The 22,118-nt window shown below is 73.4% G+C and carries 21 protein-coding genes; 8 read left to right on the top strand and 13 right to left on the bottom strand.

Annotated features, from left to right (window positions below; translation table 11 throughout):
- Window positions 1-5: 5 nt before the first annotated feature.
- Window positions 6-1,679: an FAD-binding dehydrogenase gene (locus tag IE177_RS08025; RefSeq protein ID WP_190014200.1), complete on the top strand. Its 1,674-nt coding sequence runs from the start codon at window positions 6-8 to the stop codon at window positions 1,677-1,679.
- A gap of 2 nt (window positions 1,680-1,681) precedes the next feature.
- On the opposite strand, the gene IE177_RS08020 is transcribed toward IE177_RS08025, so the two are convergent.
- Window positions 1,682-2,032, bottom strand: coding sequence for a DUF488 domain-containing protein (locus IE177_RS08020; protein WP_190014198.1), 351 nt, complete (start codon window positions 2,030-2,032; stop codon window positions 1,682-1,684).
- A gap of 166 nt (window positions 2,033-2,198) precedes the next feature.
- Between IE177_RS08020 and IE177_RS08015 the strand changes: the two genes are divergently transcribed.
- On the top strand, window positions 2,199-3,635 hold the full coding sequence (locus IE177_RS08015) for a M1 family metallopeptidase (protein WP_190014196.1): 1,437 nt from the start codon (window positions 2,199-2,201) through the stop codon (window positions 3,633-3,635).
- 92 nt (window positions 3,636-3,727) lie between these two features.
- Complete coding sequence (locus IE177_RS08010; RefSeq protein ID WP_190014194.1) at window positions 3,728-4,177, top strand: DUF6098 family protein; 450 nt, start codon at window positions 3,728-3,730, stop codon at window positions 4,175-4,177.
- A 25-nt stretch (window positions 4,178-4,202) separates the two neighbouring features.
- On the opposite strand, the gene IE177_RS08005 is transcribed toward IE177_RS08010, so the two are convergent.
- The gene (locus IE177_RS08005; protein ID WP_190014192.1) at window positions 4,203-4,454 is read right to left on the bottom strand and encodes a WhiB family transcriptional regulator; all 252 of its coding nucleotides are present in this window, start codon (window positions 4,452-4,454) and stop codon (window positions 4,203-4,205) included.
- Window positions 4,455-4,604: 150 nt separating this feature from the next.
- Entirely contained in the window at window positions 4,605-5,492 is an 888-nt protein-coding gene (locus IE177_RS08000) for a LysR family transcriptional regulator ArgP (RefSeq protein WP_190014190.1), read from the bottom strand.
- A 66-nt stretch (window positions 5,493-5,558) separates the two neighbouring features.
- On the opposite strand from IE177_RS08000, the gene IE177_RS07995 reads away from it, so the two are divergent.
- Both IE177_RS07995 and IE177_RS07990 read left to right on the top strand, forming a co-directional pair.
- On the top strand, window positions 5,559-6,176 hold the full coding sequence (locus IE177_RS07995; RefSeq protein WP_190014188.1) for a LysE/ArgO family amino acid transporter: 618 nt from the start codon (window positions 5,559-5,561) through the stop codon (window positions 6,174-6,176).
- Window positions 6,177-6,258: 82 nt separating this feature from the next.
- The gene (locus tag IE177_RS07990; RefSeq protein ID WP_190014187.1) at window positions 6,259-7,572 is read left to right on the top strand and encodes an MFS transporter; all 1,314 of its coding nucleotides are present in this window, start codon (window positions 6,259-6,261) and stop codon (window positions 7,570-7,572) included.
- A gap of 18 nt (window positions 7,573-7,590) precedes the next feature.
- Here IE177_RS07990 and IE177_RS07985 read toward each other — a convergent pair whose 3' ends face one another.
- The gene (locus IE177_RS07985) at window positions 7,591-8,049 is read right to left on the bottom strand and encodes a cyclic nucleotide-binding domain-containing protein (RefSeq protein ID WP_190014185.1); all 459 of its coding nucleotides are present in this window, start codon (window positions 8,047-8,049) and stop codon (window positions 7,591-7,593) included.
- Between the two features lie 266 nt (window positions 8,050-8,315).
- A complete protein-coding gene (locus IE177_RS07980; protein WP_190014183.1) occupies window positions 8,316-8,555 on the bottom strand; it encodes a hypothetical protein in 240 nt (79 codons plus the stop codon).
- Window positions 8,556-8,681: 126 nt separating this feature from the next.
- On the opposite strand from IE177_RS07980, the gene IE177_RS07975 reads away from it, so the two are divergent.
- The gene (locus IE177_RS07975; RefSeq protein WP_190014181.1) at window positions 8,682-9,119 is read left to right on the top strand and encodes an ATP-binding protein; all 438 of its coding nucleotides are present in this window, start codon (window positions 8,682-8,684) and stop codon (window positions 9,117-9,119) included.
- Between the two features lie 231 nt (window positions 9,120-9,350).
- Window positions 9,351-10,196: a SigB/SigF/SigG family RNA polymerase sigma factor gene (locus IE177_RS07970; RefSeq protein WP_190014179.1), complete on the top strand. Its 846-nt coding sequence runs from the start codon at window positions 9,351-9,353 to the stop codon at window positions 10,194-10,196.
- 25 nt (window positions 10,197-10,221) lie between these two features.
- Here IE177_RS07970 and IE177_RS07965 read toward each other — a convergent pair whose 3' ends face one another.
- From IE177_RS07965 to IE177_RS07950, 4 genes are all read right to left on the bottom strand, one after another.
- Window positions 10,222-12,450: an FUSC family protein gene (locus IE177_RS07965; protein WP_190015074.1), complete on the bottom strand. Its 2,229-nt coding sequence runs from the start codon at window positions 12,448-12,450 to the stop codon at window positions 10,222-10,224.
- Window positions 12,451-12,619: 169 nt separating this feature from the next.
- Window positions 12,620-13,993: an NAD(P)/FAD-dependent oxidoreductase gene (locus tag IE177_RS07960; protein WP_190014176.1), complete on the bottom strand. Its 1,374-nt coding sequence runs from the start codon at window positions 13,991-13,993 to the stop codon at window positions 12,620-12,622.
- Window positions 13,994-14,212: 219 nt separating this feature from the next.
- Window positions 14,213-14,647, bottom strand: coding sequence for an ATP-binding protein (locus IE177_RS07955; RefSeq protein WP_190014174.1), 435 nt, complete (start codon window positions 14,645-14,647; stop codon window positions 14,213-14,215).
- Window positions 14,648-14,794: 147 nt separating this feature from the next.
- Window positions 14,795-16,690 carry an AMP-dependent synthetase/ligase gene (locus tag IE177_RS07950; protein ID WP_190014172.1) on the bottom strand — a complete coding sequence of 632 codons (1,896 nt, stop codon included), beginning with the start codon at window positions 16,688-16,690 and terminating at the stop codon, window positions 14,795-14,797.
- A gap of 150 nt (window positions 16,691-16,840) precedes the next feature.
- Between IE177_RS07950 and IE177_RS07945 the strand changes: the two genes are divergently transcribed.
- On the top strand, window positions 16,841-17,074 hold the full coding sequence (locus tag IE177_RS07945; protein WP_190014170.1) for a DUF6480 family protein: 234 nt from the start codon (window positions 16,841-16,843) through the stop codon (window positions 17,072-17,074).
- Window positions 17,075-17,077: 3 nt separating this feature from the next.
- Here the strand turns inward: IE177_RS07945 and IE177_RS07940 are convergent, their stop codons facing one another.
- The 4 genes from IE177_RS07940 to IE177_RS07925 all read right to left on the bottom strand — a co-directional run.
- A complete protein-coding gene (locus IE177_RS07940; RefSeq protein WP_190014168.1) occupies window positions 17,078-18,166 on the bottom strand; it encodes a glutamate--cysteine ligase 2 in 1,089 nt (362 codons plus the stop codon).
- 92 nt (window positions 18,167-18,258) lie between these two features.
- Window positions 18,259-20,499 (bottom strand): 1,4-alpha-glucan branching enzyme, encoded by a 2,241-nt coding sequence (gene glgB, locus IE177_RS07935; protein WP_190014165.1) that lies wholly within the window; start codon window positions 20,497-20,499, stop codon window positions 18,259-18,261.
- A 5-nt stretch (window positions 20,500-20,504) separates the two neighbouring features.
- Window positions 20,505-21,869 carry a maltokinase N-terminal cap-like domain-containing protein gene (locus IE177_RS07930; protein WP_190014163.1) on the bottom strand — a complete coding sequence of 455 codons (1,365 nt, stop codon included), beginning with the start codon at window positions 21,867-21,869 and terminating at the stop codon, window positions 20,505-20,507.
- A 31-nt stretch (window positions 21,870-21,900) separates the two neighbouring features.
- The coding region (locus tag IE177_RS07925) for an alpha-glucosidase C-terminal domain-containing protein (protein ID WP_190014161.1) at window positions 21,901-22,118 on the bottom strand (218 nt) is incomplete at its 5' end.

The raw sequence follows: 22,118 nt of genomic DNA, 5'->3' as shown, positions 1-22,118 counted from the left end.
ACGCCATGGACGCGGACGTCATCGTCGTCGGAGCGGGCCTCGCCGGCCTGGTCGCGGCGCACGAACTCACCAGCCGGGGCCGCCGGGTGGCCCTGCTCGACCAGGAGAACGCCGCCAACCTCGGTGGCCAGGCGTTCTGGTCGTTCGGCGGGCTCTTCCTCGTCGACTCGCCCGAGCAGCGGCGCCTCGGCATCAAGGACTCCTTCGACCTCGCCTGGAACGACTGGCAGGGCAGCGCCCGGTTCGACCGGCGGGAGGACGAGGACTCCTGGGCGGTGCGCTGGGCCCGGGCCTACGTCGAGTTCGCGGCGGGCGAGAAGCGCTCGTGGCTCCAGGGCCACGGCATCGAACTGCTGCCGACCGTCGGCTGGGCCGAGCGCGGCGACCTGCGGGCCGGTGGTCACGGCAACTCCGTGCCCCGCTTCCACATCGCCTGGGGGACGGGCACCGGAGTGGTCGGGCCCTTCGCAGCCCACGCCGAGCGCGCCGCCCGGGACGGGCTGCTGACCTTCCACCACCGCCACCGGGTGGACGAGCTGGTCATCGAGAGCGGCACCGCGCGCGGGGTGCGCGGCACCGTCCTCGCCGCCGACGACTCACCGCGTGGCGTCGCCTCCAGCCGCGAGGCGGCCGGCGACTTCGAACTCACCGCCCAGGCGGTGATCGTCACCACCGGCGGCATCGGCGCCGACCACGACATCGTCCGACGCCACTGGCCCGAGCGGCTCGGCACGCCCCCCGCCGAGATGGTCACCGGTGTCCCCGCCTACGTCGACGGCCGGATGCTCGACATCAGCGCCGAGGCCGGCGTACGCCTGGTCAACCGCGACCGCATGTGGCACTACACCGAGGGCCTGCGCAACTGGGACCCCGTCTGGCCCGGCCACGGCATCCGCATCCTGCCCGGCCCGTCCTCCATCTGGCTCGACGCCCTCGGCCGCCGCCTGCCCGACCCCTGCCTGCCCGGCTACGACACCCTCGGCACGCTCAAGTACCTGCGCACCACCGAGGACATCGCCGGGTACGACCACTCCTGGTTCATCCTCACCCGGAAGATCATCGAGAAGGAGTTCGCGCTCTCCGGCTCCGAGCAGAACCCCGACATCACCGCCAAGGACCGCAGGGCCGTGCTGCGCGACCGGCTCCTCGGCAAGGGCGCCCCCGCACCGGTGCGGGCCTTCCTCGACAAGGGCGCGGACTTCGTCACCGCCGGCTCCCTCGAGCAACTGGTCGCCAGGATGAACGACCTGACCGGCAAGCCGCTGCTGGACGCCGCCGAGGTCCGCCGCCAGATCGAGGCACGCGACCTGCAGATCGCCAACCCCTACAGCAAGGACTCCCAGATCCAGGGCATCCGCAACGCCCGCCGCTACATCGGCGACCGCCTCGGGCGCGTGGCCGCCCCGCACCGCATCCTCGACCCGGCCGCCGGCCCCCTCATCGGCGTCCGGCTGCACGTGCTGACCCGCAAGACGCTGGGCGGCATCCAGACCGACCTCGACTCCCGCGCGCTCGGCACCGACGGCGCACCGGTCGAGGGGCTGTACGCGGCCGGTGAGGTGGCCGGGTTCGGCGGTGGCGGCGTCCACGGCTACAACGCGCTGGAGGGCACCTTCCTCGGCGGCTGCCTGTTCTCCGGACGGGCCGCCGGCCGGCACGCGGCCCGCCAGACGGGCTGACCTCAGCCGCTCAGCAGTTCCGCCAGCACCCGCGCGTGGCTCTCCCCGGGCGTCTTCGACGCCGTCAGCAGGGTCACGCGCCCCTCGCGGGCCGACCTCCTGAGACCGTCGAGCAGCCCGGCCGCCTCGGGAGCGTCGAGTTCCGCCTCGTAACGGCGGCGGAACTCCTCGTAGGAGCCCTCGCCGGCGTGGTACCACTTGCGCAGCTCGGCCGAGGGCGTGAGCCCCTTGGGCCACTCGTCCACGTGGGCCGCGTCCTTGGCGAGGCCGCGCGGCCACAGCCGGTCGACCAGCACCCGCAGGCCGTCGTCGGGCTCGGGCGGTTCGTAGATCCGGCGCACGCGCACGCTCACGGTCGGTTCCCTCCCGGGTCGCGGTGACGGTCCCGTGAGCGTACTGCGCCCGGTCCGCCCCACCGGGCGGCGACGCGGCGTGACTTGACCGGAACAAGGGGGAAGCCGGGCCGTCCGCGCGCCTAGTGTGTCGGCCAGCCGATCACCAGCCCCCCGAGGAGCGCACGTGACGTCCCCCCGCCCGCCCCGCACAGAGCCCGCGCGCCGCCGGACCACCGTCCTGCGCCGTGAGGCGGTCCTCGCCACCGTCCCCGTCGCCGTGGCGGCCCTCCTGGCCGCCGCCGGACCCGCGGCGGCCGGCACCACCGGCACGTCCGGGGCGGGCGACCCCTACTTCCCGCTCAGCGGCAACGGCGGTTACCACGTCGCCCACTACGGTCTGACGCTCCGTTACGACACGGCCACCCGGCACCTCGACGGCAAGGCCGTCCTCACCGCCCGCGCCGCCCAGCGGCTCACCCGCTTCGATCTCGACCTCAAGGGCCTGAAGGTCACCGCGGTCACCGTCGACCGCGCCGCGGCCTCCTTCCGGCGGTCCGGCCAGGAACTCGTCGTCACCCCGCGCCACGCCCTGCGCGCAGGCCACCGGTTCCGCGTCACCGTCGCCTACCACGGCACCCCGAAGCCGGTCACCGACCCGGACGGGTCCACGGACGGCTGGATCGCCACCGACGACGGCGCCTTCGTCGCGGGGGAGCCCCAGGGCGCGATGACCTGGTTCCCGGCCAACGGCCACCCCGCGGACAAGTCCGCGTACGACTTCACCGTCACGGTGCCGCGGGGACACACCGCCGTGGCCAACGGCGCCTACCTCGGACGGCGCACCGCGCACGGGCGCACCACCTTCCGCTGGCGCGAGACGCGGCCCATGGCCGCCTACCTGGCGACCGCCAGCATCGGGAGATTCGAGGTGGAGCGCTACACCACCCGCGACGGCATCCAGGTCTACAACGCGGTCGACCCGCGGGAGGCGCGCGCCGCCGCACCGGTGCTGAAGAAGCTGCCCTCCGTCCTCGCCTGGGAGAGCAGGCTGTTCGGACCGTACCCGTTCCGGGCCGCCGGCTCGCTCGTCGACCACGCCCCGCGCGTCGGCTACGCCCTGGAGACCCAGACCCGGCCGCTCTACGACTCCGCGCCGGACCTGAGCACCCTGGTGCACGAGAACGCCCACCAGTGGTTCGGCGACTCCGTCTCCCTGACCGCCTGGAAGGACATCTGGCTCAACGAGGGCTTCGCCACCTACGCCGAGTGGCTCTACACGGAGCAGCACGGCGGTGCCGGCGCCCAGAAGACCTTCGACTCCCTCTACGCCCGCCCCGCGGGCGACGCGCTGTGGGCCTACCCGCCCGGCGACCCGGGCGGCGGCGCCCGCCTCTTCGGCGCGCCCGTCTACGCCCGCGGCGCCATGACCCTGCACGTGCTGCGCCGCGCCGTGGGCGACCGGGACTTCTTCCGCATCCTGCGCGCCTGGACGGCCGGGCACCGCGGCGGGCACGGGACGACCGCGCAGTTCGTGCGGCTCGCGGAGCGGACGTCGGGCAGACACCTGGCCGGTCTCTTCCGCACCTGGCTGTACACGAAGGGCAAGCCGCACCGCGCCTGACCCCGCGGACACCGGACTGGTTCCCGGAGCGTTCCGGGGGTACCCCGGTGCTCGTCGCCGCACCGCCGCGGCCGGTCGAGGGAGGTCATGCCATGAGCACAGCGGACGACCTGCCGGTCGTGTCCACCCTCGCCGAAGCGGCCCGGCTGGTGCGGCGGCACCAGGGCCTGTACGTGCGCTGGTCCAAAGGCCCCGGGACCGACCTCGGCGCCGCCTCCAGCACCGACGAACTCACCGGCGTACGCATGCCGGGCCTGTCCGCCAGCCCGCTCGACGTCGAGGACTGGTGGGGGGACCGCTCCCTGGAACTGTGGGTGGCGCGCCGCCTGTACGACTACGCGCACCTGCCGCACGACAAGGGCCCCGGCGTGCGTCCCTGGGTCCTCAAGGGCCGGGAGACGGGCCGGGGCCCCGACAACGAGCCGCTGGTGGCCGACGTCGAGCCGCTGTGCTGGATCGCCGACGACGTGATCGCCGGGGTCAGGGCCGAGATGGACCGCCGGGAACGGCAGTGGGGGACCCTGCGCCGCGGTGGCCGCTGAGCCCCCCGGCCGCTGGACGGGCGGGTCAGCCGGAGCGGGGCCGGGAGCGCGCGCGGCGCCGCAGGGACCGGCGTTCGGTCTCGGTCGTGCCGCCCCAGATCCCGATGCTCTGCCCCGTCTCCAGTGCCCAGTCCAGGCACTGCTCCCGGACGGGGCACCGGCCGCACACCGCCTTGGCCTGCTCGGCCTGCATCTGGGCGGGTCCGGTGGTGCCGATCGGGAAGAACAGATCGGGATCCTCTTGACGGCACGCGGCATGGTTCCGCCAGTTGTCCATCGAAGTCTCCTGCAGTGGGATCGAAGTCGTCCGGTCCGGTCGAATTGGTGTCGTAGGGGTTCGGGTGACCGGTCGGGACGGGGTGAAACTGCGCAATCGGCACCGGATCGGGTCACGGGCACGATCCGGTCACGCGCGCGGCGGGGGACCTCAGCGGCGCAGCGCCCCCGCCGCGGTCGCCGTCACCGCGTCGGCCAGGGCCACGAGCGCGGGGGAGTCGAGCTTCCACTGCTGCCAGTACAGGGTGACGTCCGCCCACCGACCGGGAGCGATCAGGGCCAGCCGCCCCGCGTCCAGCAGCGGGCCGGCCTGGGTCTCCGGGACCATGCCCCAGCCGAGGCCCGAGGCGACCGCGTCGACGAAGCCCTCCGAGGTGGGCACGTAGTGCCGCAGGGGGCCGGCGGACCCGGGGCCCAGCCGGCGCACGAAGCCGTCCTGGAAGTCGTCCTTGCGGTCGAAGACCACGACGGGTGCCCGGGTCAGGGCCTCCGGCAGGGGCCGCCCCTCCAGGTGGGTCCGGGCGAACGGCGGTGCGGCCACCGGCAGGTAGCGCATCCGGCCGAGCGGCCGGACGGTGCAGCCGGGCACCGGGTCGGGCGAGGAGGTCACCGCCGCCATCACCAGTCCCTCGCGCAGCAGGGCCGCCGTGTGCTGCTCGTCCTCCCGGTGCAGTTCGAAGCAGATCCCCGCCACCCGGGTCAGGGCCGGCAGGAACCAGGTCGCCAGCGAGTCCGCGTTCACCGCGACGGGCACCCGTGTCGGCTCCCCGGCGCCGCTCAGCCCCAGCTCGTCCCACGCGTCGTGCTGCAGCCGGGCGAGCTGCCGGGCGAACCGCACCAGCACCGCGCCGGACTCCGTGGGACGCACCGGCCTGGTGCGCTGCAGCAGCACCCGGCCCGTGCGCTGTTCGAGGGCCTTGACCCGCTGACTGACCGCCGAAGGCGTCACGTGCAGGGCCAGGGCCGCAGCGTCGAAGGTGCCCTCGTCAACCACGGCGAGCAGGGTGCGCACCTGCTCCAGGGGAAGCTCCGTCATCACGACAGCTAAGGGTACGTAAGAATCCTTAGCTGTACTTCGGCTCAGGGCGCTCGTAGCGTCGACGGCATGAACCACGCCCTGACCACCGCTTTCGCCGGCTTCGGCACCGGACTCTCGCTGATCGTCGCCATCGGCGCGCAGAACGCCTTCGTGCTGAGGCAGGGGGTGCGCCGCGACGCCGTCCTCGCCGTGGTGGGCATCTGCGCCCTGTCCGACGCGGTGCTCATCGCACTGGGGGTGGGCGGCGTCGGGGCCGTCGTCGTGACCTGGCCGGGCGCGCTCAGGGCGGTCGGGATCGTCGGCGGCGTCTTCCTGCTCTGCTACGGCGCTCTCGCCGCCCGCCGGGTGTTCGGGCCGGGCGCGGGCGGCCTCGACGCCGAGGGGGAGGCCGCCGGTTCCCGCAGGCGGGCGGTGCTCACCTGTCTGGCGATGACATGGCTCAACCCGCACGTCTACCTGGACACCGTGTTCCTGCTCGGTTCCCTCGCCGCCGACCGGGGCCCGCTGCGCTGGACCTTCGGGCTCGGCGCGGCGTTCGCCAGCCTGTGCTGGTTCGCCGCCCTCGGTTTCGGCGCCCGGCTCCTCGGCCGGTACCTCGCCAGGCCCGGCGCCTGGCGGGTGCTGGACGGACTCGTCGCCGTCACCATGCTGGCGCTCGGAGCCACGCTGGTGGCCGGTTCCTGAGAATCCCGTTCGAAGTGCACGGGGATCACTGGGATGGTTAGGCTCTCGAAGCGAAAAGTTGTAGCGAGCAACCAGGACGCCTGTGAACACGAGCGAGAGCAGCGGCACCGACACCGATCCCGGCACGGACGCCGGCGGACGCCCCGCCGGAGCCCCGCCCCGGCGGGGATGGCGCCGCTGGGCCATGGACACGCGCCCGCTGCGCATCCCCGCCTACCGGCGGCTGTGGTCGTCGACCGTCGTCACCGCCGTAGGCAGCCAGCTGACCGCCGTCGCCGTGCCCAAGCAGATATACGACATCACCCACTCGTCGGCCTGGGTCGGCTACGCGAGCCTCGCGGGCCTGGTACCCATGGTGGTGTTCGCACTGTGGGGCGGGGCGGTCGCCGACACCGTGGACCGCCGCAGGCTGCTGCTGGTGACCAACTGCGGCATCGCGGTGACGTCGCTGCTGTTCTGGGCGCAGGCCGCCACCGGCCTCGACTCGGTGGCCGCCCTGATGGTTCTGCTCGCGGTGCAGCAGGCGTTCTTCGGACTCAACTCGCCGGCCCGCAGCGCCTCCATCGCCCGTCTGGTGCCGGCCGAGGAACTGCCCGCCGCCAACGCCCTCGGTTCCACGGTGATGCAGACCGGCCTGGTGGCGGGTCCGCTGCTGGCCGGTGTGCTCATACCGGTCATCGGCCTGCCGGAGCTGTATCTCATCGACGCCCTTGCGCTGTGCGTGACCGTGTGGGCCGTCTTCCGGCTGCCCGCGCTGCCCCCGCTCGGCGGGACCGCCGTCCGCCGAGCCGGGCTGCGCGAGATCGCGGACGGGTTCCGCTACATCCTGCTCCACCGGGTGCTACTGCTCTCCTTCCTGGCCGACATCGTCGCCATGGTGTTCGGCATGCCCCGCGCGCTGTTCCCGCAGCTCGCCGCGGAGACGTACGGGTCGTGGGACGAGGGGCTCGCGCTGGGCGTGCTGTTCGCCGGCATCCCGGTCGGCGCGGTGCTCGGCGGCCTGTTCTCCGGCGCGTTCTCCCGGGCCCGCCGGCACGGGTGCATGGTCATCGGCGCGGTCGTCGGCTGGGGCGCGGCCGTCGCCGGGTTCGGGCTGAGCGGCAACCTCTGGCTCGCCCTGGCCTTCCTCGCCGCCGCCGGCGTCGCGGACATGGTGTCGATGGTTTTCCGGGGCGCCATCCTGCTGTCCGCCGCGACCGACGAGATGCGGGGGCGAATGCAGGGGGTCTTCACGGTCGTCGTCGCGGGCGGCCCGCGCCTCGCCGACGTACTGCACGGCACCGCGGGGTCGGCGTTCGGCCCGCGGGCCGCCGTGGCCGGCGGGGGCGCGCTGGTCGTCGTGGTGATGCTGGCCCTGGCCCTCGCGATGCCGGCCCTGCGCCGCTACCGCGTCTGACGGTCCCCGAGACACCCCCTAGAGCAGGCCGGTGCGCCGCCGGATCGCGTACTGGTCCATCAGCTTGCCCCGCGTCGTCTCCAGGCGGTGGGCGAGGATCTCGGCGACCGTCCGCACCAGGGAGAGGCCGAGCAGCGGGTCCTCCACGCACAGCCCCAGCACCGAGGGGCCGTCGAACTCGTAGGCGCGCACGTTGCTGAAGGCCACCGCGCCGAAGTCCCACTCGTACGGCGGGAACAGCCAGGACCAGCCGAGCATGTCGCCCGCGCCGAGCGTGGCCACGGTCACCCGCTGCCGGGAGGTGACCTGCGTGTCCAGGTGGACGGCGCCCGAGCGGATCACCCAGAAGCGGTCGGCCGTGCCGCCCGCCTCGAAGATGCGGGCGTCCTCCGGGAAGGAGACCTCCTTGGCCAGTTCCATCAGGCGCTCGCGCTGGGCCTGGGGGAGGGCGGTGAGCAGTTTGATCGCTTTGGTCATGGCGCGGGGCTCCTCGCCGGTGGCGGTCCGGATGCGGTCCTCAAGCCCATTTCAGCCGCTGCCGCCGCCGCGGGCACCTCGAAGGGCGCGGATGTCTCCGTTCCGGCTGCGCCCGGGCAGCAAAAAGCCCTGGCTGGACGGGGGAAGCCAGCCAGGGCCGTATGCGGTGACGCGCACGGAGGGGGAAGGACGGTTCCGGCCACTCCGGCATCACGTATTAATGAACGATAAACCATCTTGCGTACTTCCCGGTAATCGGACGCGGGTCAGGTGACCTGCTTCGCCCCCTCCGCCGTCACCGGCGGCCCGCCCGGATGGATGATCTCCTCCAGCACGCTCAGTACCGCCTCGTACGCCCGCGCCCGCACGACCGCCTCCCGCGCGCCGTCGGGGTCCGTCGCCGTCAGGCTCTGCGCGCGCTCCCGCCAGGCCCGTTCCTCGCCGGCGGCGCGCTCCAGGCCCCGTCGGATCCGCCGCAACAACTCGTCCGCGTCCACGACATCCATATCCGCCGGGTACCCGGTCGCTCAGCCGTGATGGCATCCGTACCGACCGTGTTTGACTCCGCCCGCCGGGGTCAGCCGGAAAGGGACGGAACAGTCCACTCCGGGCACCGTGCAGGGAGGCCAGGGATGCTCGACGACAAGCACCGGAACCACACCTCCGCGACCCTGGGCGAGCCGCGGCGCCGTACGCCGTACCGGCCGGTCGACGCCCGCAGAACGGTCCGGCGGGTGGTCGCCGAGCGCTGCCGGGCCCGTGCCCTCTCCTGCGGCCCCGAGGCCATGGCTGACGCCCTGCTGGTCACCTCCGAACTCGCCACCAACGCCATCCTGCACGGCGGGGGGATCACCAGCTTCGACGTCGACGTGGACCTGAGCGGCGTCCGCGTGTCGGTGAGCGACCACAGCGCCGAGGTGCCGGTGGCCCTCGCCCCGGTGGGCGAGGCCGGCCGTTCGCGGCCGGGCGGCCGGGGCTGGCCCATCGTGTGCCGGCTGGCGCGGGACGTCAGCGTGGCGGAGCTGCCCCGCGGCGGCAAGCGCATCACCGCTGTGGTGCCGCTGCGCTGAAGCGGTGGGCGAAGTTCCGCCCGGCGGCGTTTGCCCCGGGGACCGGGGGGCAGGCGGAATCTCGTGCTTCGGACCGGAGGCGCGCGCCCAGCGGGGAGCACTACCGCTGCCTGGCCGCCTTCCGGTGGGCCGGGGCGGTGACCCCGCGGCGAACCCCTGACACCACCGTTCGGGCCAGACCGGAACCGATGTTCCGGCCTGCCCGGAGACCACGTTCAGGAGCGATTCCGCATGCTGACCGACATGTCGACAAGCCCCGGCACGCCCGCCCCCACCGCCGCCGGGGCGTCCGCCCGGCGGAACCACGACGACGCCCCCGACACCGCGGAGCTGTTCGCCCGGCTCTCGGAGATGGAGGACGGTCCCGAGCGGGACGCCGTACGCGACGAACTCGTCACCGCCTGGCTGCCCATGGCCCATCGCATCGCGGGCCGTTTCCGCGACCGCGGCGAGTCCGTCGAGGACCTTCGCCAGGTGGCGGCGCTGGGACTGGTGAAGGCGATCGACAGGTTCGACCCGTCCCGGGGAGCCTTCGAGAGCTACGCCGTGCCGACCATCACCGGGGAGGTCAAGCGGCACTTCCGCGACCGCATGTGGGCCCTCCGGGTGCCGCGGCGGGTGCAGGAGCTGCGCAACCGGGTGCGGGTGGCCCGCCGGGAACTCACCCAGAACCCCGGCAGCGCCGAACCCTCCGTAGCCGACCTCGCCGCGCACACCGGGCTCAGCGAGGAGGAGGTGTCCGCCGGCCTGGAGGCGCTGGAGAGCTTCAGCACCCTGTCGCTGGACGCCGAACTCACCAGCGGCGAGGACGGCTACAGCCTCGCCGACACCCTCGGCGCGGCGGACGCCTCGTACGACGTCGTGGTCGACCGCGAGGCCGCCAAGGAAGGGCTGCGCCGCCTGCCCGAGCGCGAGCGGGCGATCCTCTACATGCGCTTCTTCGAGGACATGACCCAGAGCCGCATCGCCGACAAGCTGGGCATCTCCCAGATGCACGTCTCCCGGCTGATCAGCCGCAGCTGCGCCCGGGTCCGCGACGAGGTGCTGGGCCGCCGTCCCGGCGGCGGGCCGGTGTGAAGGCCCGTCCCGGGGCCGCGGGGCCTCACCTCGCCGGCCGGGGCACGTCCGGACCGGCGCCCAGGGGGCGCGCCAGACCGGAGACCGCCTCGTCCAGGCGCTGCAGATGGCGCAGCACCCGGTCGGTCACCCGCCCGTAGCGCGGGGTGCGCAGGGTCCCCGGCTCCAGCATCGAGGCGATGCTGGGGCCGGACTCGATCCGCTCCGTGCACCGCGGATCGGTGACGTGCGCGGAGATCGCCGCGATGTTGTGCACGATCCGCCCGCACGCCCCCCGCAGCCGGGGGTCCGCCGCGATCGCCGGGTGCGTCGGCAGCAGTTCCGCCGTGGCGGCGAGTGACCGGGCGTGGTACGCACAGGTCTCCAGCAGCGCGACCACGTACCGGGCCGTCTCCCGGCGGGAGCGCAGCGGGGTGACCGGATGGGTCAGCGGCCGGGTGGCTCCGCGCAGGTCGGCCAGCGCCTGGTCCAGCTGCCGCGCCCGCTCCACCAGGTCGGTACCGGCTTCGCCGCCGCCGCTCAGCTGGTCCACGGCCGCCCGGGTGACGTCGGCCAGCCGGTCCAGGACGCCGACGAGGAGCTCGTTGGTACGGCGGTCGGTGTGGACCGGCAGCACCACCGCGGCCGCGATCACCCCGCAGGCCGCGCCGAGCGCCGTCTCCTCCACCCGCAGCACCAGCACCGCCGTGCTGTAGGTGTTCAGCAGCGTGTAGAGCAGCCCCAGCATCGCCGTCACGAAGAACGACATCAGCGTGTACGACAGCGGCGCGGTGTAGAACATGATGAAGACGAACAGCAGCACCAGCGCGAAGGCCGTCCACGTGTGACGCCCGACCACGCCGGCCAGCGCGATGCCGGCCACCACGCCGAGGACCGTGCCGACCAGCCGCCGGTAGCCCTTCACCAGGATCTCGCCGGTGGACGCGGTGTTGATGAACACGATCCAGCACGTCAGCACCGCCCAGTACCAGCGCTGACTGGAGAGCAGCTCGCCGCCCGCGATGGCCAGGGCCGAACCGGCCGCCACCTGCACGGCGGCCCGGGTGGTGGGCCGCCCGAGCCCGGCCGGCTCCGGTTCGTCGGCCTCGTCCTCCTCGTGGCCCGCGATGGCGGCGTCCTCCGCGTCCAGCTCCTCGCGGGAGCGGGCCGTCGCCGGGGTGTCGTCCGACTCGTCCTGCGGACCCTCCAGGGCGGTCCGCAGCCCGAGCACGGCCCGCGCCGCCTCGCCCAGGGCGCGGAAGACGTCCTGCACGGCCGGGGAGGCGTCGGGCAGGTTCTCCTCCTCGCGGTAGCCGAGAAGCCGGTTGCGCACCTGCGCGAGCGCCGTGCCCGACGCCTCGCCGAGCGGCCGCAGCACCAGCAGGCGCAGCGCCTGGAGATCCCGGCGCAGCACGGCCGTCGAGGCGTCCCGCACCGGCAGTTCACCGCCCGACGGCAGGGCTGCGCCGGGCAGGTGCAGGGTGAGGGTGTCGGTCCGCTCGGCACTGCGCGCCGTGAGCAGCAGCAGCCCCAGCCGCTCGGCGGTGATCTCGGCATCAGCGATCCGGCGCTGCAGCAGCCGAGCCGTGGCCCGGTCGGAGGTGCCGTCCTCCAGCCGGCCCTGGATCATCAGCGCCGTCTCGTGCAGCCGGGCGGTGCGCGTGCGCAGCTCCTCCAGCACCTTGTCCGCCTCGTCGGGACCCGCGTCCAGCAACTCCACCTGAGTGGCGATCAGCTGACCGAGCCGGGCGCGAAAGGCCCGCCGCAGCCGGTCGAGGATGCCGGCCGGGGTCTGCGGCAGCAGGCCGAAGCGCACGACGGCGCTGCTCGCGAACGCCACCGTGATGACGCCGTAGAGGGCGGGCAGCGTGGCCGGGGCCGCCCGCACGAACAGGGAGAGGAAGTAGATCTGGAAGCCGATCAGCCCCAGTGCCGTGCCTCGGTCCCCGAACCGGCGGCCGTAGACGGCACAGAAGATGAGGGCGACGAAGAACAGGTCGCCCACGACGAGCCGTTGGTTCAGCAACGCCCCCAGTGACACCGAGGCGAGCGCCACGAGCAGGCCGAGGGCGAGGGTGAGGGCCTGGCCCGAGCGCTGCCTCTCGCGGATGGCGAAGGTCGCGACCATCGCCGCGATGGCGCCGGCGACCAGCTGGGACACGGGGACCCGCAGCAGTCCGAGCACGATCAGCGTGAGCGCGATGGCGGCGACCGTCCGCAGCCCGGCGGTGAGCCTGAGCAGACCGGGATCGGACGCGGCGAGCCGGTCCCGGATCCCCGCCCGCCCCGACCGAACCGCTTCGCTCACGCCGCCGCGCTCTCTCCCGTGCCGTCAATCGGTCTTCGACCCGGCATGGCACGAGACCAGCGGGTCGTCCGCCCCTCGGGCCGGGGCCGCGGCCACCGGGCGTCCGGGTGCGGTCTGCTCCTGCCGCCGCGGGGAGTCAGGGACTCTCGACGGTCCGGCCCTCCGCCCGGGCCCGGACCTGTTCCGGTGTCAGGTACGCGTCGGTGAACTCGAAGTCCTTCAGCCGGGCGGGCTTGCGGGCCTGGAAGCCGGTGCGCACGAAGTCGTCGCCCGCGACCGCGTTCAGCAGCCAGTTGGTCATCACGCGGGTCTTGGCGACGTTGGTGCGCAGCGCCGACCAGTGGTAGCCGCGGGCCACCACCTGGGCGGGCACACCGCGCAGCTCGACGCCCAGCGGCTTGGACACGGCGTCCTTGCCGCCGAGGTCGACGACGAGGCCCAGGTCCTTGTGTTCGTACGGCCGCATGGGAAGCCCCCGCAGCGTCGCGATGACGTTGTCCGCGACCCGCTTGCCCTGACGCATCGCGTGCTGCGCGGTGGGCGGGCACACCGCGCCGTCGCCCTTGGCCAGGTCCGGCACGGCGGCCGAGTCGCCGAGGGCGAACACGCCGTCGTGGCCCGGCAGGCACATCTCGGAGGTGACCGCCAGCCGGCCCCGCACGGTCTCCGCGCCCAGGGTGGCGATCAGCGGGCTCGCCACCACGCCCGCTGTCCAGATGAGCGTGTGCGTCGGCACCACGCGGCCGTCGGTGAAGGTGACCTCCTCCGCACCGGCCTTGGCGATCGACACCCCCAGCGACACCTCGATGCCGCGCCGCCCGAGGATCTCCTGCGCGCTGCGGCCGAGTTTGTCGCCCAGTTCCGGCATCAGCTTGGGCGCGATGTCGATCAGGTGCCACTTGATCAGGCCGGGGTCCAGGCGCGGGTAGCGCTGCACGGCGGCGTGCGTGAGCCGCTGCAGGCACGCCGCGGTCTCGGTGCCGGCGTAGCCCCCGCCGACCACCACGAACTGCAGCCGCGCGGCCCGCTCGGCGGGGTCGTCGCTGGCGTCGGCGAGATCGAGCTGCGAGATCACGTGGTCGCGGATGTAGGCGGCCTCGGCGAGGGTCTTCATCCCGAACGCGTGCTCGGTCAGCCCGGGGATGTCGAAGGTACGGGTCACGCTGCCCGGCGCCAGCACGATGTAGTCGTAGGGCTCGTTGACGATCTTGTCGGTGATGGTGCGGACGACGCACACCTTGGACCTGAGGTCCACGCCGATCGCGCCACCCGGGATGATCCGGGTGCGGTACTTCCTGCTGCGGCGCAGGCTGAGGGCGATCGACTGCGGTGTGAGCACGCCGGAGGCGACCTGGGGCAGCAGGGGCAGATAGAGCTGGTAGGCGAACGGCGTCACCAGGGTGACGTCGGCTTCCGCGGGGGAGAGTTTCCGCTCCAGGCGGCGGACGCACTCGACTCCGGCGAAGCCTGCGCCAACCACCAGGATCCTGGGTCGTGTCACGGTGTTCATCCCTTTCTGCGGCTCCAGGCGGTCCGACTCGACGCCGTTCGCATGCCCTGGATCGCTGCGCCTCAACGTCGATCCCACCGTGACCCCGGACGCTGCGCGAGCCGGGCGCGGCAGGCAGACGAACGCGGGGCACCCACATGCCCCTGCCCGGACCGGAGTAACCGGTTGTCGCGCGTGTACACGTCGTTCCGCGGGACGGCCGGCCGGATCCGCGAGCGGTCACCAGGGCAGGAACACGTGGATGTCCTTGCCGCGGTCGTGCACGACGACGCTGACCTGGGTGCACAGGGTGTGCACCAGATGCCAGCCGATCCCGCCGCCGCCCGTGCGCGGGTGGAAGGGCCGCGGCTCCGGCTTGGTCGTGCTCGTGTCACGCATCGTCACGTGCACGCCGTCGAAGGTGCGCCGCATCCGCAGCCCGAACGGGCCGGGCGCGTACTGGATGACGTTGGCCGCCAGCTCGGTCACGACGAGCAGGATGTCGTCCCAGTACTCGGGCGTGCCCGGCGGCGCGTCCGAGGCGAGGACGCACAGGAAGTCCTCGGCCGCGAGCCGCGCCTCCGTGACGTTGCGCAGCTCACCCGCGAAGGAGAACCTACGCTCGTAGCCCTCCTCCGAAGGAGGTGTGTCGTCCCAACGGGGCTCCGTCGCCATCTCGCATTCCCCGGTCCCGGCCGGCGGAGGGTCCCGAGCCCCTCCGACCAGGAAGGTCGTCGTTGCTGATCTCTTCTCGCGGGGCGGGTTCCCACAGCCGGGCAGGCTACCCGTCCGCCTCCCGGGCGGTCCGCGCGGTGTGCCTCCTCAGCGGAAGACGTCGTCCGGCTCCTCCCAGTCGGCGGGCTCCCGCGGACCGCGCCGGGCCTGGGGCCGCGCCTGGTACATCGCCTCGATCTCGGCGGCGTGGTGGCGGACGATGGCGTCCCGGCGCAGCTTCATGGACGGCGTGAGCAGTCCGTTGTCCCGGTCGAACGGTTCGTGCAGGACACGGTAGACCCTGATGGACTCGGCACGGGACACCGCGCTGTTGGCCGAGGCCACGGCCCGCGCGATCTCCTCCCGCAGGGCGTTTTCCTCCCGCGCCTCGCGGTTTTGGACGTCCCCCTGCAGCGCCAGGACGGCCCGCCAGTGCGCGAGGAACTCCGGGTCCAGGGTGATCAGTGCGCCCACGCAGGGCCGGTCGTCGCCGATCACCACCGCCTGGTGGACGAGCGGGTGGATCCGCAGCCGCTCCTCCAGCGGGGCCGGGGCCACGCTCTTGCCTCCGCTGGTGACGATGATGTCCTTCTTGCGCCCGGTGATGGTCAGATAGCCCTCGGCGTCCAGCCGCCCGATGTCCCCGGTGGCCAGCCAGCCGCCCCGCAGCGCCGCCCGGGTCGCCGCCTCGTCACCGATGTAGCCCTGGAACACCGACGGCCCGCGCACCAGGATCTCCCCGTCGTCGGCCACCCGTACCTCCGTGCCGGGCAGCGGCAGGCCCACGGTCCCGGACTTCTCCCGGCCGAGCGGCTGCATGGTGATCCCGCCGGCGGACTCGGTCAGCCCGTAGCCGTCGTGCACGAACACGCCGATGCCCTCGTAGAACAGGCACATCTCGCGGCTGAGCGAGGAGCCGCCGGAGGTGCCGCGCACGGCCCGGCCGCCCAGCGCCGCGCGCAGCCTGCGGTACACCGTCCGCTCGTAGAGGGCGTGTTGCAGCCTGAGCTCGAGCCCGGGGCCCGCGCCGCGGCCGAGCCGGCGGCGCTCCTCGGCCGCGGCGAACTCCCGCGCGGTCTGCGCGGCCCGCTCGAACAGCGCTCCCCGCCCCGCCTGTTCCGCGGCACGCAGGAAATTCTTGTACAGCTTCTCGAACACCGACGGCACTCCGTACAGGTACGTCGGCCGGAAGGTGGTCAGAGCCGACGCCAGGGCCGCCTCGGTCATCTCGGGCTCGTGCGCCATCAGAACCCCGCCGCGCACGCACACCAGCATGATCATGATGCCGTACACGTGGGAGAACGGCAGGAACGCCAGCACGGACGGCTGCCGGCCCGGCGGGGCCGCCGTGTGGATCCAGCCGGCCAGCACGGTGTCGCAGGGGTAGGCCAGTCCCCGGTGGCTCAGCGCGCAGCCCATCGGGCGGCCCGAGGTGCCGGAGGTGTAGACGATCGCCGCCGTGGAGTCCGGCAGCACGATCCGGCGCAGCGACTCCACCGTCGTGTACGGCACCCGTGCGCCCCGCTCGGCGAGTTCGCGCAGCGCGCCCGCGTCCAGCTGCCAGACGTGCCGCAGCCGCGGCAGCCGGGTGCACACGGTGCCGACGGTCATGACGCCCTGCTCGTCCTCGACGACCACGGCCACGCAGTCGGCGTCCCGCAGGATCCACTCCACCTGCTCGCGCGAGGACGACGGATGGATCGGCACGATCTCGGCGCCCACCGCCCACAGCGCGTGGCTGAACACCGTCCACTCGTAGCGGGTACGGGCCATCAGGGCCACCCGGTGGCCGGGCGACAGCCCGGCGGCGATCAGCCCCTTGGCGAGGTCGACCACCTCATCCCGCACCTCCAGGGCCGTCACCTCCTCCCACCCGGTGGCGGTGTCCGCGCGGCGCGCGAGCACCGGCAGGGTCGGGTCCCGCTCGGCCCTGTGGAAGACGCTGTCGGCGAGCCCGCCGGTGAGCGGCGGGGTGACGGCCGGAGCGAGGGCGACGTCCCGCATGTGCTGCTCCCGGGGGTACGGAGGGTCACGCCGCCGATCGGCTCGGTGTCGGCGGTGCTCGAATGTAGCCCAGGTGACGGCTTCCGGTGCCGGAACGGCGGAAGTCGTGATCGGCTGATGATGTGGCCGTGTCCTGGGGACTCGGTACCCATGACCCATGTGAACCCCGATCCGGAGCCCGAGCGCACCACAGGGCTGGAGCCCGGCGGCTCGGTCCCGCCCGGCGAGACCCCGCCCGCCGAGAGCAGCATGCCCGAAGCCGGGCCCCGGGAGACGCACAACCCGACCAAGGGCTGGAGCAAGGCGCCGCTGACGCTGATCCTCGTCCTCGTCGCCCTGATCGCGGCCTTCTTCCTGGTGTACGCCCTCGTGCTGATCCTCTGAGGCTCAGCCCTGGGTGAGCCGCACGCACCCGGTCACCACGTCGCGCAGGCTGTCGGTGCGTTCCAGCAGCCTGCGCTGCTCGCGTGCGCCGTTGCCCGTGCGCAGCAGCTCCTCGACGGCCTGTTCGGCAGGGGCCGCGTCGCCGCTTTCGGTGAGCGCGTCCCCGGTGTACTCCAGCAGGGAGCGCAGCACCTCGGGGGCCGGCCGGGGGCGCAGCGTCACGGGGTCGAGCAGGTCCCCCTCCAGACCGGAACGCGCGGCCTGCCAGGCGGCCATCCGGAGCAGGCTCACACTGTGGTCGAGCGGGGGGCGGCCGGCCCGCCACTCCCTGGCGGCCGTCTCCACCAGGGCGCGGGCCAGCATGGCGATGAGGACCGGCGTCCGCGAGCACAGGCACACGTCCGACACGCGGATCTCCACCGTGGGGTAGCGGGCGGACAGCCGTGCGTCGAAGTACGCCATCGCCTCGTCGAGGATCACGCCGGTGGCCACCATGTCCGCCACCCGCCGGTGGTACCCCTCGGGAGAGCCGAACAGCTCCGTCGGCCCGGCCGACGGCCAGCGCTCCCACACCCGGCTGCGGTAACTGGCGTAACCGGTGTCGCGGCCCTGCCAGAACGGGGAGTTCGCGCTGATCGCGGTCAGCACCGGCAGCCAGGGGCGGATCCGGTCGAGGACGGCGACGCCCTCCTCGTCGGATTCCACCGAAACATGCACATGACATCCGCAGACCAGCTGGTCCCGGGTCCCGACCCCGTACCGCTCGGCCAGCCACTCGTAGCGCTCGTTCACGGTCAGGGAGGGGCTCACCGGCAGCGGGGAGGTGGCGAGGGCGGCCACCGCGCAGCCGATCTCGCCGGCGAGCCGGGCCGCCTCCTTGCGGCAGCGGACGATCTCCGCGCCGAGGTCCGTCATGTCCGACTGCGGATGCGTCGCGAACTCCAGCATCTGCCCGAAGAGTTCCTTCTCGAACACGTCCTGTCCGGGATCGTCGTGGTCGGCACGGGCGAGAACGGCTGACGCCAGTGCCTTCGGGTCGCCGCTGTCCGGATCGACCAGGAGGAGCTCTTCCTCCACTCCGACGGTGCGCACCTGATGCCGCCCTCCTCTTCCGTGCCACAAGGGGCAGTCGTGGGTCTGTACGACCCGACTGCCCCTGGTACGGCCGCCGACACCTGCGGTTCTCAGCGCCGCGGCGCCAGCCAGAGCGTGGCCAGCGGAGGGAGCGCGAGGGTCAGGAAGCCGTCCGCCGGCTCGAGCGGTCCCCCGGCACCGACCCCGCTGCCGCCGTAGCGGACGTCGTCCGTGTTCAGCTCCTCCCGCCAGGCGGGCGCCACGTCGGGCACCCACAACCGGTAGCCGTGCCGGACGACGGGGGAGAAGTTGGACACCGCCAGCAGCGGCGACCCCCCGGCGTCGAAGCGCAGGAACGCGAACACGTTGTCGTCCGCGGCGTCGCCCAGCACCCACCGGAAGCCACCCGGATCTGTGTCCCGCTGCCACAGCGCGGGCGTCGCCCGGTACCGCTCGTTCAGGTCCCGCACGAGCCGCTGGACCCCGCGGTGATCGCCCGCCGAGTGGTAGTCGTCGCCGAGCAGCCACCACTCGGGTCCGTGCGCCTCGGACCACTCGGCGCCCTGGGCGAACTCCTGCCCCATGAAGAGCAGCTGCTTGCCGGGGTGGGCCCACATGAAGCCCAGATAGGCGCGGTGGTTGGCGCGCCGCTGCCACCAGTCGCCCGGCATCTTCGACACCAGCGCCTGCTTGCCGTGCACCACCTCGTCGTGGGAGATCGGCAGCACGTAGTTCTCGCTGTAGGCGTACACCATCGAGAAGGTCATCTCGTTGTGGTGGTACTTGCGGTGCACCGGCTCCTTCTGCACGTACTCCAGCGAGTCGTGCATCCAGCCCATGTTCCACTTCAGCCCGAAGCCGAGCCCGCCGGTGTCCGTCGGCCGGGTCACCCCGTCCCACGCGGTGGACTCCTCCGCGATCGTGACCACACCCGGGCAGCGCCGGTAGACGGTGGCGTTCATCTCCTGCAGGAAGGCCACCGCGTCCAGGTCCTCCCGCCCGCCGAACACGTTCGGCTCCCACTGGCCGGAGTCGCGCGAGTAGTCCAGGTAGAGCATCGAGGCGACGGCGTCCACCCGCAGGCCGTCGATGTGGAACTCCTCGCACCAGTACACCGCGTTGGCGACGAGGAAGTTGCGCACCTCGGTCCGGCCGTAGTCGAACTCGTAGGTGCCCCAGTCGGGATGCTCCGAGCGCAGGGCGTTCCCGGGTTCGTACAGCGGGTCCCCGTCGAACCGGGCCAGCGCCCAGTCGTCCTTCGGGAAGTGCGCCGGCACCCAGTCCATGATCACGCCGATCCCCGCCCGGTGCAGCGCGTCCACCAGGTACCGGAAGTCGTCCGGTGAGCCGAGGCGGGGCGTCGGCGCGTAGTAGGAGGTGACCTGGTAGCCCCACGAGCCGCTGAACGGATGCCCGGCCACCGGCATCAGCTCGACGTGGGTGAAGCCCATCTCCTTGACGTAGGCGGGCAGCCGGTCCGCGAGTTCGCGGTACGTCAGTCCCGGCCGCCAGGACGGCAGGTGCACCTCGTAGACCGAGAAGGGGGCCTCGTGCACGGGCGTGTCACCGCGGTGCGCCATCCACTGGGCGTCGCCCCATTCGTAGTGCGAGGCCGTCACGACCGACGCGGTGTCCGGCGGCACCTCGGTGCCCCGGGCCATCGGGTCGGCCTTGAGGAACCGGTGGCCGTGGCGTGAGGTGATCTCGAACTTGTACCGGGTGCCCTCGCCGATCCCCGGCAGGAACAGCTCCCACACCCCGGACGCGCCGAGCGAGCGCATCGGGTACTGCGTGCCGTCCCAGAACGTGAACTCCCCGGCCACCCGCACGCCCTGGGCGTTGGGCGCCCACACCGTGAAGCGGGTGCCCGCCACGCCCTGGTGGGTCATCGGCTCGGCGCCGAGCGCCCGCCACAGCTGCTCGTGCCGGCCCTCGCGGATCAGGTGCAGGTCCAGCTCGCCGAGGGCGGGCAGGAAGCGGTACGGGTCGTGCACCTCCTGCTCGCCGTCGTCGTAGGCCACCAGCAGCGTGTACGACGGAATGTCCAAGTGGGGCAGGACGGCCGCGAAGAGGCCGTCGCCCTGCGACTCGAGCGGGCTGCGCATGCCGTCGACCACGACGCTGACCGCCCGGGCGTTCGGGCGCAGCGCCCGGAACAGGGTGCCGCCAGGCACCGGGTGGGCACCCAGCAGCGCGTGTGGGTCGTGGTGCGCGCCGCCCAGCAGCCGGCCGCGCTCGGCGGGGTCCAGCGCGGCCGGAGGGCAGTCCCCGCGGACGGCGTCCGGGGCAGGGGCGGCCGCGGGCGGCTTAGGGCCCGCGGCCTCGGGACGCGTGGTGTCGCGCAGTGCCATGACGGTCAGCCTCCCCACACGGCGAGCCGTTTGATCGCCGCCATCGGTACCGGCAGCCAGTCCGGCCGGTGTCTCGCCTCGTACAGCACCTCGTAGACCGCCCTGTCCGTCTCGTGCGCGCGCAGCAGCGCGTGCTTCTTTCGTGGATCCCAGCCGGCGCGGGCCGCGTAACCCGCGCAGAACGCCTCCCGGCAGCGGCGCGCCCACTCGGGTCGCCACGGGCGGCGCTGCCGGGCCGCGTAGTCGAAGGAGCGCAGCATCCCGGCCACGTCCCGCACCGGGGACTGCGGGGCCCGCCGCTCGGCGAGCGGCCGGGACGGTTCTCCCTCGAAGTCGATGACGAACCAGTCGCGGCCGGCCCGCAGCACCTGCCCGAGGTGCAGATCGCCGTGGATGCGCTGGGCGGGCGGCCCGGTGTCGCAGGTGGCCAGCGCCCCGAACGCGGCCCGCAGACCGGGCACGAAGGGCCGCAGCCCGGGTACGGCGTGCGCGGCGGCGTCCAGCCGCGCGCACATCGCGTCGGCCGTACGGCCGTTCTCGCCCGGCCCGGCCGGCGGGAAGGCCTCGGCCAGCGCCAGGTGCACCTCGGCCATGGCCCGGCCCAGCTCATGGGCCTCGGCGGTGAAGTCGTCGCCCGCGGCGAGGGCCCGCAGCGCCAGCGTCCAGCCGTCGGTGGCGTCCGGCAGGAACGGCTGCAGCACCCCGAGCGTGGCCGGGCTGGGCGCGGTCGTGCCGAACCACGCGACCGGCGCCGGCACCCGCCCGCAGCCCTGCGCCGCGAGCGCGGCCGACACCTCCAGGTCCGGGTTGACGCCCGGCTGGACGCGGCGGAAGAGCTTCAGGATGTACGCGTCGCCGTACACGATCGACGTGTTGGACTGCTCGGCGTCCAGCAGGCGTGGCGGCAGCCCCCCGGGCAGGTCCGCGCCCGCGTCCGCCTCGAAGCGCAGCGGACCCGCCGCGCCGGGCCGGCGCAGTCGTTCCAGCAGCAGATGGGCCGAGCGCGGGTCGTGCGGCGCGTCGTAGACCGCCAGCCCCGCCAGCGGACCCTCCACGGCCCGCCCGACGAGCGCGCGTTCGAGCCGCGGCGCGGTCTGCTCGCGGACGCTCAGCAGCAGCTGGTAGCAGTCCCCGGGCGGGGGAGTGCCGCCGGGTGCGGGCACGGGCGCGTGCGAGGCGTGCACCAGCAGATGGAGACACCCGGGGAACAGCTCGGTCGAGGACAGCACCGACAGGTCGGTGACGGGCCGGTCCTTGCCCGCGAACCAGCGTTGCCTCGGCAACCACTCGCGCAGCAGCGCACCGAGCGAGACCAGGGGGCCGTCGACGCCGACGGCGGTTCTCGGCCGGACAGTGATGGTCTTCGGCATGGTGAGGCGTCCTTTCCCCGGCGCCGTGCGCTCAGCGGCGGCGGCCGATGCGGGATGCGACTCGGGTGAGCCGGAACCAGTAGAAGCCGTGCCCCTGGAGGGTGAGCAGGTAGGGCAGTTCACCGATCGCGGGGAACCGCACCCCGCCGATCAGCTCGACCGGATGCCGTCCGTCGTACATCCGCAGATCGAGCTCGGTGGGCTGGGCGAAGCGGGAGAAGTTGTGGACGCACAGCACCAGGTCGTCCT

The sequence above is a fragment of the Streptomyces lucensis JCM 4490 genome, from assembly GCF_014650035.1.
In the GTDB taxonomy this organism is placed as follows: domain Bacteria; phylum Actinomycetota; class Actinomycetes; order Streptomycetales; family Streptomycetaceae; genus Streptomyces; species Streptomyces lucensis.
This window is presented reverse-complemented; position numbering and strand designations above follow the sequence as displayed.